General features: G+C 66.8%; 15 protein-coding genes. All 15 read right to left on the bottom strand.

From position 1 onward, the window contains the following. Window positions 1-8: 8 nt before the first annotated feature. The 15 genes from ADK36_RS13720 to ADK36_RS13655 all read right to left on the bottom strand — a co-directional run bounded on the left by ADK36_RS13720 (window position 9) and on the right by ADK36_RS13655 (window position 12,769). Window positions 9-3,332 (bottom strand): hypothetical protein, encoded by a 3,324-nt coding sequence (locus ADK36_RS13720; RefSeq protein ID WP_053197653.1) that lies wholly within the window; start codon window positions 3,330-3,332, stop codon window positions 9-11. A 15-nt stretch (window positions 3,333-3,347) separates the two neighbouring features. After that, window positions 3,348-5,156 carry a phage tail protein gene (locus ADK36_RS13715; RefSeq protein ID WP_199830167.1) on the bottom strand — a complete coding sequence of 603 codons (1,809 nt, stop codon included), beginning with the start codon at window positions 5,154-5,156 and terminating at the stop codon, window positions 3,348-3,350. Between the two features lie 117 nt (window positions 5,157-5,273). After that, window positions 5,274-5,564 carry a phage tail assembly protein T gene (locus tag ADK36_RS13710; protein WP_053197649.1) on the bottom strand — a complete coding sequence of 97 codons (291 nt, stop codon included), beginning with the start codon at window positions 5,562-5,564 and terminating at the stop codon, window positions 5,274-5,276. A 50-nt stretch (window positions 5,565-5,614) separates the two neighbouring features. Continuing rightward, window positions 5,615-5,983, bottom strand: a complete 369-nt coding sequence (locus ADK36_RS13705; RefSeq protein WP_053197647.1) for a hypothetical protein — start codon at window positions 5,981-5,983, stop codon at window positions 5,615-5,617. A 3-nt stretch (window positions 5,984-5,986) separates the two neighbouring features. Next, a complete protein-coding gene (locus tag ADK36_RS13700; RefSeq protein ID WP_053197645.1) occupies window positions 5,987-6,415 on the bottom strand; it encodes a phage tail tube protein in 429 nt (142 codons plus the stop codon). Between the two features lie 12 nt (window positions 6,416-6,427). Next, window positions 6,428-6,802 carry a DUF3168 domain-containing protein gene (locus ADK36_RS13695; protein WP_234329759.1) on the bottom strand — a complete coding sequence of 125 codons (375 nt, stop codon included), beginning with the start codon at window positions 6,800-6,802 and terminating at the stop codon, window positions 6,428-6,430. 29 nt (window positions 6,803-6,831) lie between these two features. Continuing rightward, entirely contained in the window at window positions 6,832-7,197 is a 366-nt protein-coding gene (locus ADK36_RS13690) for an HK97-gp10 family putative phage morphogenesis protein (protein ID WP_053197643.1), read from the bottom strand. 9 nt (window positions 7,198-7,206) lie between these two features. Continuing rightward, a complete protein-coding gene (locus tag ADK36_RS13685; protein WP_053197641.1) occupies window positions 7,207-7,533 on the bottom strand; it encodes a hypothetical protein in 327 nt (108 codons plus the stop codon). Window positions 7,534-7,545: 12 nt separating this feature from the next. Further along, a complete protein-coding gene (locus ADK36_RS13680) occupies window positions 7,546-7,875 on the bottom strand; it encodes a phage head closure protein (protein WP_063784879.1) in 330 nt (109 codons plus the stop codon). Then, window positions 7,872-8,459: a hypothetical protein gene (locus ADK36_RS13675; protein ID WP_053197639.1), complete on the bottom strand. Its 588-nt coding sequence runs from the start codon at window positions 8,457-8,459 to the stop codon at window positions 7,872-7,874. Before ADK36_RS13675 ends, ADK36_RS13680 begins: the two co-directional genes overlap by 4 nt. A 14-nt stretch (window positions 8,460-8,473) precedes the next feature. Further along, window positions 8,474-8,641 carry a hypothetical protein gene (locus ADK36_RS49475; protein ID WP_199830166.1) on the bottom strand — a complete coding sequence of 56 codons (168 nt, stop codon included), beginning with the start codon at window positions 8,639-8,641 and terminating at the stop codon, window positions 8,474-8,476. Between the two features lie 88 nt (window positions 8,642-8,729). Next, window positions 8,730-9,605 (bottom strand): P22 phage major capsid protein family protein, encoded by an 876-nt coding sequence (locus ADK36_RS13670; RefSeq protein ID WP_053197637.1) that lies wholly within the window; start codon window positions 9,603-9,605, stop codon window positions 8,730-8,732. Between the two features lie 24 nt (window positions 9,606-9,629). After that, window positions 9,630-10,316, bottom strand: a complete 687-nt coding sequence (locus tag ADK36_RS13665) for a hypothetical protein (RefSeq protein WP_053197635.1) — start codon at window positions 10,314-10,316, stop codon at window positions 9,630-9,632. 85 nt (window positions 10,317-10,401) lie between these two features. Continuing rightward, window positions 10,402-10,920 carry a hypothetical protein gene (locus ADK36_RS49470; RefSeq protein WP_199830165.1) on the bottom strand — a complete coding sequence of 173 codons (519 nt, stop codon included), beginning with the start codon at window positions 10,918-10,920 and terminating at the stop codon, window positions 10,402-10,404. Between the two features lie 343 nt (window positions 10,921-11,263). After that, on the bottom strand, window positions 11,264-12,769 hold the full coding sequence (locus ADK36_RS13655; protein WP_053197632.1) for a phage portal protein: 1,506 nt from the start codon (window positions 12,767-12,769) through the stop codon (window positions 11,264-11,266). Window positions 12,770-12,782 lie beyond the last annotated feature (13 nt).

Genomic DNA, 12,782 nt, shown 5'->3' with positions numbered 1-12,782 from the left:
GGATCTCCTTACAGGGGGGTGAGCGCTGGGTAGGCCAGGCCAAGGACCGTGCCCGCAGCATGGGGCTTGACGACGCCGTTAACGGAACGGACGACCGTGAAGCGCTGGTCAGTGGTGATCTTGAAGTTGTCGAACAGCACGGACGGCGACGCGTTCGTGTTCCCCGTCTCCAGGATCGAGCGGAAGCCACACGTTCCGGCAGCGGCGAACGATGCGTCGGTGGCGGTGACTTGCCACGTGCCAGGCTCCGTGGAGCCGACGGCCCATGCACGGGCGCGGAGCGTGGTGCCCTCCAGCTGGAGCCGCACCGTGAACATCTGGCCGGCGGAGTACGAGGTGGCCACCTGGACGACGGACCCCAGCGTGGTTTCCACTCCGCTGACCCTGCGCCGGACTACCAGCCACGCACCGCCGGACGGTCGGTACTCAATCCGCGCCAGGTACATGTTGTTGCCGTCGACCACGCGGGCCATGAGTGAGCCGATGATGTTGCCGCCCGTCGCGACCTGGGAGGCGCCCATGTCGGCGCGCACGTCCACGTCCGCGTACGGCTGGGTGAAGGCCGACCGACGCGAGACGCTCAGCGAGGTGAGGAGGTGACGACCCTGCCCGCCTGACACGCTGTAGTCGCTGACGGCTCCGGACGTGTTCGTCCAGGCCTCACCCGTGTCGGTGCTGCCCCAGGACGAGGTCAGGGAGCGGGTGAACGTGTCGGACACGCCTGCACCGATCGCGTTGACCTGGACGACCTCCCCGCCCAGACGGACCTGGAGCGGGAAGAACACTGGGTCCTCAGTCCACTGGGGACCGACCGTGACGCGGACCAGTAGCGAGGTGGCCGTGTCGGTGGCGGCTGCCGCGAGGACGGAGCCGTCCGTGTTGGCCTTGCCGTAGACGGCATGGTCGGTCACGGCCGTGTCCCACGGGCCAGCTGGCGCGCAGTTCAGCGTCAGTTCCCAGCGGTACATGTCGAGACGCTCGGTCCACCCCATGACGATCAACTCCACATCGTCGTGACTGACCCACTCGGGGAGGTCCGTGAGCCTGATCTTGTCGCCCTCGCGCAAGCGCATCACCAGCGGGATAAGCCACTGCGCGCCAGGCTTGTGCAGCATGAGCGAGACGGACGGGTACCGGGCGCCGTCCCACGCGCCCAGATGCAAGCGCCAGTAGGCGTGAGGCTCAGCCTGTTCATCGTCGGAGAGGCTGACCGTCCTGGACGTGTCGTACTTGCCGATACTGTCCACCGACAGGGGGCCGTCCTCCAGGACAGCGCGCGCGGAGGAACCCCCGTCGCGTGTGACGGTGACGTCGTTCGTGACGCCGCTGTCGTCGTCGACAGGTTCCAGGTCAGGCCCCAGGCCAGGCTGAACGTAGCTCAACGTGATGCGGGGGTCCTGGGTGTAGAGGCTGGACCGGTCGCGGTAGTGCAGTCCGATCCGTCGCATGTCCTCCGTGAGGAGTCCGCCGTCAGCGTCGGCAGCTGCCTCGAACAGGTCGACCAGGGAGCTACGGCGCTGGTACCCGACGGCTTCAACCGGCAGCCGGCCAGCGGTCCGCGTGAACGAAAGGCCCTCCTCGGTCGCGAGCCTGCGCATGCGCTCCCAGGCCGTCTCGCCCCGGTATGCGTCATCGGATCCGTCGTACAGGACACTGCCCGCTTCGCGCAGGACTGAGATGTGGCCGACGCTCCAGCCTTCGGTCAGCGCGGGCCAGTCAGCGGACAGGCTGGCGACGCTGCCACATGTACCTGTCTCGGTGTTCCCGTAGCCACCAGCGTTGCCTCCGACGTCTTGCCAGCCGACGTTCCAGGAGAAGGAGCCGCCGCTGTCGAAGGCGAACACACGAAGGCGCACCCAGCCGTGGAACACGTCGGCACCGATGCTGATGAACCGCTCAATGATCTTTACGTTGCCCGCGTTGTACCCGCGTACGGTCGCGCGCGCGTTGCGCAACAGGATCTCCCAGCGGCGGACAGTGCCGTCGGCTGAGTGGATCTTCAGGACCTCTGAGTCCGTGAGGGGGATCAGGTCGTTGGCGTTGTAGACCATCTCGACTTGCCACTGTCCCGGGGTGGCCGAGGGGACCGTAGCGACCAAGGAGGAGATGCCAGTCAGGCGTGGCAGCGGGGCGGACGAGGGCAAGGTGTCGAAGGACGCCCAGTCGACGGAGGACACCGACGCCGGGAGGACTCCGGGAATCGGGGAGTAGGCCCGCGTTGCGTCCTGCTGTTCCTCCAGGGGCCAGTAGGCCAGGGGGTTGCCCGACGGGATGCGCCGGCGGAGGGTTGATTCGAGGGCCTTCGCGCCTTGTCCCAGTCGGCGCATGATGCCGGTAGCCGTGATCGGGACGTACCGGTCGGCGTCGTCAACGGACCAGCGGTTTGGCCACGACGCAATTTCACCCATGAACCGGTCCTCACGGTCCCGGAGTTCGGCGGAGCCGTGGAGTGTCCAGGTTCGGCCTTGTGGGTCGACGATGGAGGAGGCGCCATCGGTGGCAGCGCGGAAGTCAGGAGAGGCAACGACCGTGCCGTTGATCCCGTTGCGGACCTCGAAGCGGTAGCCGCGTCCGTTCAACGGGTGTCGCGAGCGGTGAACGCCGTTGCGCAGGTCCGTGATGCCGATCCGGAGAGGAGCGCTGCCGCTGAACAGGGCCGTGGTCCCGTCGGAGTTGCTGACGGGGGCGCCTATCTGGGTCCAGGGGCCATCGAGCGTCTCGGCCCAGTAGAAGGTGACCGTGTTGCCACCGTTGCCGTTGTCGATGTCCAGCGTCGCGCGGATGGCAGCGCGCTCGGGGAGATCAGGGAGCGGGCGGGCGAAGGCGCGGGCGGTCGCGTAGTCGTCGCCGTTCGTGGTGAAGCGGAAGTTCACGGTGCCGTCAACGACCTGAAACATCCAGCTCTGTTGAAGGGTCGGGCGGTCCCACTTACCAATGATCAACTGGTTGTCGGAGCCGTACCAGTTGGGGGAGATCTCGGCACGGACGTCCAGGTCCCCCGTGATGTCCAGGGCCGCGGCGTCCGGGGTGTCGGCGTAGTTGCCGTCTCGGCCGTCCAGCTGGAGGTAGTTGTCATCCTCGCTGGGCAGGCTGACGCGGATGGGGGTGTTCCGTCCGATCAGCCCGAACAGCGGTGACATGGCGTTGCGGGGGGTGTACTTGCCCAGTCGGTTGTCCAGCGTGAGCCGGAGGGAGGAGGGGTCAGCGGTGGAACCCTGGTCGCGCAGGCCGCGAACGATCTGCTTGACGTCCCGGACGTAGACGTCGGGGCTGATGTTCTGCCAGGTGCCGCCTACGAAGATGTCCGTACGGATGTCCAGCGGGAATGCCACCGCTGACCCCCTCTCTTATCGCTGGCCGAAGGCGGTTTGCACGTCGCCTCGGCCGTCGTCCTTGACGATGCGGCGGATGAGCCGCTTCATGTCCTCGTCCGCGCCGGTCACGTCGAACGTGACGCGCTGGTCATTGCGCATCGCCGCGCTGAGTACGCCGCGGGGGGACACGTCCGCGACCATGCCGGGAAGGTCCGCCGTCAGGCCCTGGAGCTGACGCCTCAACTGGGGCGCCTGGGCGGCAATGCCGTGCTGGAAACCAGCGATCACCTTGCGGCCGGCGGGCGTGAGGATGCGCTTGTCCAGGGCCGCAGGGCCCTTCCAGTCCGGCAGCATCGACGTCAGCTCTCCCAGCTTGCTGCGGACGGATCCGAACATGCTGGTGATGCCGCTGATGAAGCCTCGGATCAGGTCGCGGCCAGCGGACAGCAGGACCTTGCCCATGCCCATAGCTGCCTGACGGCACTTTTCGGGGAGGGCCTTCAGGTCCTTGATGCAGTTGTCGATCATGGTCTTTTGGCTTCTCAGGAAGGCCGTGCCAGCGGTCACGGCGACGTTCTTGAGGACGCCAGGCAGACCTTCGAGGGCCTTCCCGATCTTCTCCGGCAGCTCCGTGAACGTCTTGACGATCCATGAGGCAGCGTTCTTCATGGCCGTCTTGGCAAACTCGCCAGCCTCGGAGAAGTCGCCCCGGAGCAGCGCGGCCAGGGCCTTCACTGCGGGGACCACGACGTCCGTGATGAACGCTGCCAGGTGTTCGCCAAGGATCGTCGCCAGCTTCGCGACCAGCGCGATGATGGGCGTAAGGATCGGGACCAGGGCGTTAACGACCTCGCCCAGGGCGCCGAACAGCGGGACCAGGGCCAGAAGGATCGGTGTCAACGCAGGTAGCAGTGCAACGACCAGCTGGGCGATGGGAGGCAGGAGCGGAAGGAGGGCCTGGACGAGGGCCAGGAACGCGGTAACCAGGGCGTCCAGGACAGGGCCCAGGGCGACAATGACAGGCTGGAGAGCCTGGCCGAGAATCTCGATCACGGGAGCAAGGCCGGTCAGGAGCTTGCCCAGGATAGGACCGGCAACTTCGAGGATCGTTCCCATGAGCTGGCCCAGTGTCGGCAGGAGGGCCCCGAGCACGGAACCCAGGCCGTCGAACACGGCTCCGGCGGAACCGATGCCAGACGACAGGCCCTCGAAGAAGCCGCCCAGGGCACTGCCCAGGGTGCCGAGCAGACCGCCCAGCGACTCGACCAGGGGGCCGGCCTTCTCCATGACGGGGACGAAGCCGTTGACGAGACCCTTCACCAGGTCGCCGATGCCCGCGACCAAGGGCTTAATCATGGGCGCGGCAGCTTCGAACATCTTGCCCAGCTGCGGGGCGATGTCGTCGAAGATGTCCTTCATCTGACCGGCGGCCTGGGCCAGCGGCTTGACGAGAGGCTTCGCTAGCTCCTGCATGGTGGACGTGACGTGGTCCTTCAGGCCGGAGAAGGCGTCCTTCACCGTCTGGGACTGGGCCGCAGCGGCGACACCGATACCCAGGATCGCCACGGGCACGGCGGCCATTGCGCCAGCCGCACCGATCGCGCCGACGCTGGCCACGCCGAATGCCTTTGACAGGCCGCCCAGTGTCTTGACGCCAGCGTCTCCGGCCCGACGTATGCCTTCGGCCATGTCTCGCGCCGCGGTCTGGCCCAGGCTTCGCATGACCTGACCGACGCCACCCAGGGCATCACGCATGCGTTGACCGTTCGTCATCATGGCGTGTGCCGAGGAGAGGACGCGTCCGTCAAGACTGCGCCAGTTCCCCTCAGCGTCCTGGGTCATGCCGGACACGGTGGCGCCGATGGACCGCAGTGCGGCAGTAGCGCGCCTGGCACCTGACGAAACCTCGTCTGTGTCTATGCCCAAGGCCACAGTCAGGGAGGCGAGCGTAGCCATGGCTCACCCCCTTTCGTCTGAGGTCTGGACTCCGCCACCTAGGGCAGCGTTCGCCTTCATGACCTCCTGCCAGAGTTCGGCGGGGGTCTTCTTTCGCTTGAACCAGGTGGGGATGAAGTCCCGGGGCTTGGCCTTGGCCTTGCCGCTCGCGGAGTTGGCCACCGTGGCAGCGATGATTGCGGCACTGATGTCGGTGCGGAGCCGGGAGTCGAGCGGGCCCGTGATCCTTTCGTACGCCATCCACTCCGTGAGTTCACGGGAGGTGATGCGGGCGAGAAGTTCACGGACCGTCATGCCGAGATGACCGGCCAGGCGGAAGTAGAACTGTCGCTCTGGCCGGTCCGTCAGTTTCCCGTCAGTTCCTGCACGTCGGCGTCGGTCAGGCCGGACAGGCGGGAGGCGACCTCCGCGACCCGGGTAAGGGCCTGGGCGCTCTTCTCACCCAGCCGCCGCACGACGGCGTCACCCTGGAAGAGCCGCTTGCCGTCCTCGCCCACGATGCACGCAGCGGCCAGGCGGGCGCGGTAGTTGTCCAGAGCCTTGTCCTTGGACACGCCGGACATGTTGTCCTTCATCATCGCGGCCTCAAAGCGGTCGCGCGCCGTGCCGGACATGCCCTGAACGAGGACCGTGCCGCCCCACTCGGGGACCTCTACCGGCTCCGACTTCAGGTCGTCGGCGTTGAGGATGTCGTCAGCAGAGAGGATTGCCACGGGTCACGCTCCAGGGGTGATGGTGGGCTTGCCGCTGACCTTGAAGGTCAGTTCGCCCGTGAACTTGTCGTCTACCGGGGCCTCCTGCTTGAAGCCCTTCAGGATGGCCTTGAAGGCCCAGTTGCCTCCGCCGGCCTGCGTGGGGAAGACCATCTTGTAATCGCGCGGGGCGTCGTCCTCGAAGTCGGCAACCAGGGTGTCGTGGTCGCGGGGGTCGTAGTTGACCTCCACACTGACCTCCCCGCCGTCCTTCAGACCGCCGACGAACTCACGCCAGCCGTCCGTGGAGTCGTGCGCGGTGACGTCGTAGGTCTCCCGCTCGATCTCCGGACCGCCCAGGTTCGTAACGTTGGCGATGGCCGTGAACGTCGCCGACGGTGTTGCCATGTCGGACCGCTGAAGCTGGATACCGAAAGCGTCCACACCAGACATGCGTGGCTCCTCCTAAAGTCGGGTCAGGCGGACCCTGTATTGCGCGTTGATGTGCCTGATGGAAGGGTCCGGATCCCTCAGGGTTTCGTGCTGTTCGTGCCAGATGGACACGTCCTTGAAGCCCGCGACCGCGAGGGGTTGGCGGTCCAGCGCGGCGTCCAGAGCGGAGAAGATGTCCGCGGCTTCGCGGTTGCCTGGGTACTTGGACCAGACGTGGATGACCACGGTCACGAACAGGCCCTGGCGGTCGTGTGTGTCGTCCTTGGTTTCGACGATGCTGCCGAAGGACACGTACGGGAACGCCTGGTCCTCCGGGACCTCGTCGAACACGCCCGTGGCAAGAGCCATCAGCGCGGAACTGGCGGTCAGCTTCTGGTAGATGGCCACTTGGAGGGGCCAGATAGCGGTGGCTATGGCTACCTCCCCAGCCGTCTCGGGACAGCACGGCGAAGGGCTCGCTCGCCAGTGCGTCGGTGGATCTGCGCGGCGGGACCAAGGAAGGGCTGGGCCTCCATCTTGGAAGTGCCCTTCTCCACGTAGTACGGGTAGTCCAGGGACTGGGTCGGGTCGACCCGGACCCATGCCTTGCCCGACGACTCATTGACCTTCGCCTGGATCGAGTCGCGCAGGACGCCGCGTCGGACAGGTGCGAGGTCCTTCGCTGTCTTCTCCAGGGCCTCCGCCCAGTCGCGCAAGGCCTCCGATCGCGCTTCGTTCACGCGCGCGGGGATCAGGCGAAGGCGGGCCAGGGCAGTGCGAAGGCCGCTGAATGCAGCGTTCATACGGCCCCCTTACGGAAGCTGGAGGACGGCCACGCTCACGGTTGTGGTGGCGCTGTAGGTGACAGCCGCTCGGTTGGTCGACGGGTTGCGGTACACGTTCCCCAGCGGGATGAAGCCGCTCGCACCAGCCGGTACGGATAGTGCAGCGTCTGCCACGGCCAGGCCGTCGATGGTGCCGGGGGTCACAACGGTGACGGTGACTGCGCTGCCGCTGCCGTTCACGACGTGGAGGACCAGCCCCTTGCCGACAGGGGCCGTGTCACCGCCAGCTGCCGCAGCGGAGTAGGAAGGAGCAGCGCCAGCCACGGCCAGACGCTGAGCGGAAAGAGCCGCCATGCGCGGGACTCCTTAGGTTGGCTGGCGCTCCTCGCAGTTCACGCGCAGGTAGGTGCCAGGCTCGGAGGGTTCGTAGGTGGCCAGGACCTCAAAGACCCGGGCGCCCAGGCGCAGTTCGTCACCACGTCGGATGTCCGCGCCGTCGGGCGTGTAGATGACGTGGGTCAGCTGGGCCTGGGAGGCGTCGGCGACGACGCGTTCACGGGCGGACGGCTGGGAGATCCTGGCCCGCGTGGTGGACACCTGGGTCCAGGCCTGGGTCCAGCCACCCCCGCCGTCCGGCGTGCGGACGTGCCGCCACACCTGAAGCTGCCTGTTCAGCAGATGAGAGACGCGGCTCAACGTGTCCTCGCCGTCTCAACACCGTTACCGAAGCGCGCGGCCAGCCGACGGCGCAGGTACTTCGGCAACTCCATGTCGGAGTAGGTGAGTTCGTAGGCGTAGGTGACGGAGTAGTCGCCGATGCGCTCCTGAACGACAGGCTTCGTGCCGATCGCCTCAGGGTTCTCCCGGTACTTCACCAGGGCCTGGCCAGCCATGCGGCACACCAGGTCCACGATGTCCTCCGGGACTTCCGGCAGACCGTGAACGTACGTCACCGTCACGTCAGACGGGTCGCATCCAGACTGCCATCCGCACGCGCGCCAGAGGGCGCCAGCGCGAAGCTTCCAGTCCGTCACAGCCACGCCGTCCAGGAGGACAGCAGACACCGACCGGACCGGAAGGCCAGGCAAGTGCAGCCATGCAGCGGCCTCGCCGGGCAGTTCAACCGTGCTGGTCGTCTCGCTGATCGGGGACCCAGCCGCTTCGCGCACCACAGCGGAGGCAGTGGCCAGGGCGGAGTTAACGAAGGCTGTCTCTTCAGCCGCGACAGTGACGCCCCTGGCCGCAAGGTCAGCGGTCGTCGCCAGCGGGGACAGGGCCACGGGACGTCACTCCCTTACTTGCTCGCGGCGGGCTTGCGACCGGCCGGAGTCACGACCTTGACGGACTGGAGGTCCTCGCGCCGGACCAGCTTCTTCAGGTAGTCCAGCTGTTCGCCGTCGTCCACGGTCATACGAACGGTCTGCTTGGAGTTGTTCACGATCTCAACGGCGACGTCCGCCATGGGTGCACTCCTGGTGGGAAAGAGGGAGAGGGAAGGGAACCGAGGCGGGCCCGCCAGCGCTAGCCAGCGGACCCACTACTCAGCTGGATCAGGTGGGCAGACCCGAAGTCACGTCCACGTCCATGACGGCCAGGGCCTCCGGGCGGACGACCTTCGCGCCGTACAGGTGAAGGCCCTTGATCGCGTCGCCGAAGCTGCCCTCAGGGCGGTACGCCTCGACCTTGTTGATCTGCTCCGCGAACGTGGTCGCCATGGCGTGACCGGCCACGACGAAGTTCGAGACCTCCGGCGCGGTGCCGGCGGTGCCAGCCGGAAGGTTCAGGCTGACCAGGACGTTGAAGCCCAGGATCCGGCCAACCTCACCGTTGCGGATGGCGTTGCTGTCGCCGTACTGGGACGCGTCGATGAACCGGGCGTCCTGGAGCAGGAGCGCGTGGAACTCCGGCGAGACGATCAGGAAGCGACCGGCGCTCGGGACCTTCGCCTTGTCCAGCTTCACCTTCAGGGCGAGCACGATCTTGTACGCAGCGTCAGCGGTCGCAGCGTCACCAGCGGTGATGACGTTGCCCGCGTTCGCGGTCATCAGAGCGGACAGGAACAGGTCCGCCGTGTCGGCCAGGCCGAACGCGGCGTCGTTCGCGGCCTTGTTCAGGAGCTGGCCACCGTCGCGGGCCTGGCGCCGGTCGATGTCATCGACCTCGAAGGCAAAGTACTTGCTCTGGTCGACCAGAAGCGTCTGGTCCGTGGTGGTCAGGGTCTGGGGGTTGATCGCCGTGGAGTTCTTCGTGTACGTGGCGATGGTCGGACGCGTCAGCGAACCGATGTGGACGGTGTCGCCGGACGCCGAAATCTCGCCCTCGTAGTCCCGGTTGATGATGCCGGACTGACCGAACACGGTGTCGTGGCGGAGGGCCACGAACAGGTCAGCCGCCCAGACCTCAGGGATGAATGTGTCAACAGCCATGAACGCTCCAAGCGTCTAAGGGGGTTACTGGGAGATGCCGAGCACCTTGTTCAGGCGGCCGTCACGCTTGGCCTGGTGAATCTCGGCGGGGCCCATCCGCTTCAGGTCCTCGCGGGTGAGCTGGGACGGTCCCTCCGCCTTGCGCTGAGCGCCACCGTCGCCGGACCCCTGGAAGCGCGGTCGGCCAGTTGCGGCCAGGTAGGGCTTCCGGGTCAAAAGATCGTCGATCGCGTCCCGGACCTCGTCGGCGTCCACGTCGCCGTTCTCGTCGACCTCGAAGGACGACAGGTCCAGGTACGCCAGTGCGTCGGTCGGGTCGGCCAGCTTGCCCGCGGCAGCGGCCTTGATCTCCGATCGCAGGATGCGGGTGTTCGCGGCCTTCGTGGCCTCCCGCGTAGCCTCACGCCGGATCGCTTCCGGGTCAGGCTGGTCGTTGTCGCCGGACGGCTTCGGGGCCCTCAGGGTCTCCAGCTCTGCCTCCAGCTCACGGCGCCGGTCCCGCTCCGAGTGCCATTTGCCCTTCATGGAGTCCAGGGCCTTCTTACCGGCGTCGCCCAGGGCGTCCGTGCCCTCCGGGGTGTCGGAGCCTCCGGCAGTGCCGTCACCGTCGCCAGTCGGGCCGGTCCCCTGGGGGGCGCCCTCTCCGGTACCAGGAGTGTGGGTCTCCTCGGTGCCGGTCTGGGGGGTCGTCTCGTCGGTGTTTTCGGGCATGCGAAGCCTCCGTTGCGGGGTCGGGAAAGGGACCCAGCCGCCTTGCGCGGGGGTCAGAGAGAAGGGGGAGAGGGCGCGTTGCGCGCTACCTCAGGTAGCCGTTCTTGTAGAGAAGGCGAATCGCGTGCTCGCGAGACTCGGCCTGGCGGTAGATCTCCTCCGGCATGAGCCGTGGCGGTCGCTTCTTCTTCCGCGAACCAGTGCCCGCGTACGTGACCTGGACCGTCTGGCCGAACATCTCGACCTTCGCCATGGACTTGCGGGCGTTCACGACGGACGAGATACGAGCGCCGTCCTCAATGGCCTTCGTGCCCGCTTCACCGAACGCCTTCCGCCGCTGTGCCGGAGTCATCGACTCGAACAGCTCTTCAGCGTCCAGCGGCATCGGCCTGTTGCGGCGGGTAACCGGCTCCATGGTGCAGTCACAGCGGGGATGCCGAAGGAAACCGGTCGACACGCCATACTCGCGGCCGGCGAGGATGATGCATCTCGAACAGGCGGGCAACTCCACTACGCGCACGTACGCGACGACCCTGCGGTTAGCGACCATTGCGGCCTGGTCCGCCTGGCGCCCCGTGTCGGAAACGATCGTCCGTACCACCATGTCCAGGAAGGCAGCGCCCCGCGCCATTGCGGTCTGCGGGGACTGGCCGGCCGAGCGGGACCTGATGGCCGTCGGGATCGCGCGTGCCAGGACCCCCGTAAGGTTCCGGCCGTCGGGCGTCTGAGATGCGAATTGCTCGGGGACGACCTCCGGGGCGCCTTCGGCGTCGGGCCCCAGGAGATCCTTCATGAAGGTGTGCGTGCCCTCTGCCGCGTGGAGCTGTCCGGCCTGGACGTACGCAGTGACCCGGGGGAGTAGTCGCCCCCAGTCGCGCGCCACGTCGTCAGGCCGGACCTTCGCCCACTCGGCTAGGACTGCGCGAGCCGTGGTCTCCGCCAGGGCTTCACGCTGCTGTTGGTGCCTCCTGGCCCACGGGTTCCACGCCATCGTCACCACCAGACGCCCCAATTGGGTCGGCTGAACCCAGGGCGGGGTCCTGCGCCATGAGCTGGGTCATTGCGCCTATCGGATCGGCCTGAAGTTCGCGGTCCCGCATGAGGAGGAGGTCAGCAACCTCCGTCGGGGTCAAGCCGAACCGAAGGGCCAGCCACTCGAACGGGAAGCCGATCTGTCGCAGCTTGGTCAGTGCATCTGCCAGCTGGGCCTGGGAACGAGACTCAGCGTCCGCCCACAGAACGCGACCACTGGCTATCGCTCGCGCCTTCGCGTCCTGGCCTTGTGCCAGGGCAATGAGACGGAACATCTCGCGGAGGGCCTGGCCGAACCAGATTTGCTTCTCCTCGACACGCTTCACCAGACCGGTCTCAGCGGCTAGGAGTGCATCCCCACTCAGGTTGGCCATCTTGCCAACCAAGTAGTGCTGCGGTGTCCTCGTTTGCGCGGCAATGTGGCCTACGGCGACCTCGATCACCTTCGTGTACGCCTCCAGGTTGGCAGCCGTCCACTCCGTGACCTTGACGTCATCGCCCGTAAAGAACATGACGCGGTCGACAGCGAAGCGCTCCAGGTCCACGGGGCGCGACCCGACTATCTGGCCGTTCTCGTCCAGGATCGGGATTTCAGGGACCTCCGCGCCCAGGACGATGCGCTGGGGGAACGACGCGTAGTCAGCCGCCGTGAACAGCTGGGCCCACAGGAGATTGACGGCGTTCTGCATGGAGATCACGCCGGTTACGTCGCTGATCGGGTCGTCCACCAGCGTCGGCCTGTTCGGAAGTTCCACCATGGGCACGACGCCCATCGGGTTGGGCTGGGGGTTCGGCTCCAGGCCAGTGTCCCGGAGGCCCCACTTCGACAGCTCCTCGTCAACAGCGCGCATCTGCGGTGACTCGGTGCCGGCGGCCAGGATCGGCCGTTCGAACTTCCAGACCTCGTCAGGCAGGTACAGCGTTGCGTGCGACCTGTCGCCGTCGTCCCATCGCTTCAGCGCGGCACGGCGCCTACGGCGTGAGCCTGGCACGTACGCCACTATGGCCTGCGACGCGTCCTCGAAGGTGACTTCGGGCGTCTCCTCGTCGTCGGGGTTGCCCCAGACCAGGACGAAGGAACGGGAGGCGTTCACGGCCCCCAGGAAGCCCAGCTGGGAGTCAGCGTCCAGGCCGTTCTCCTGCCAGACGCGCCACGACTCCTTGTCTGCCTCGGTCACCCCGGACGGCATGCAGCCGTTCACGGTGAGACGCTCCACGGGGGAGTCACTGACGACCTGGACCCAGTTGTCCGCGAACTTGCGATACCGGTCCCCGTGGAACTTGCGGAACTGGTCGGAGGCGAAGGTCAGCGGCTGGTTCCCCCGGTAGAAGTCAGAGGTCAGCTGAATCTGTGGGCGCCGGCGCAGTAGCTCATTCTCCAGCAAGCCGACCAGCGTAAGAGCCTGTTCACGGGTAGCCAACGCCCACACTCCT

The sequence above is a fragment of the Streptomyces viridochromogenes genome, from assembly GCF_001270495.1.
In the GTDB taxonomy this organism is placed as follows: Bacteria; Actinomycetota; Actinomycetes; order Streptomycetales; family Streptomycetaceae; genus Streptomyces; species Streptomyces viridochromogenes_A.
This window is presented reverse-complemented; position numbering and strand designations above follow the sequence as displayed.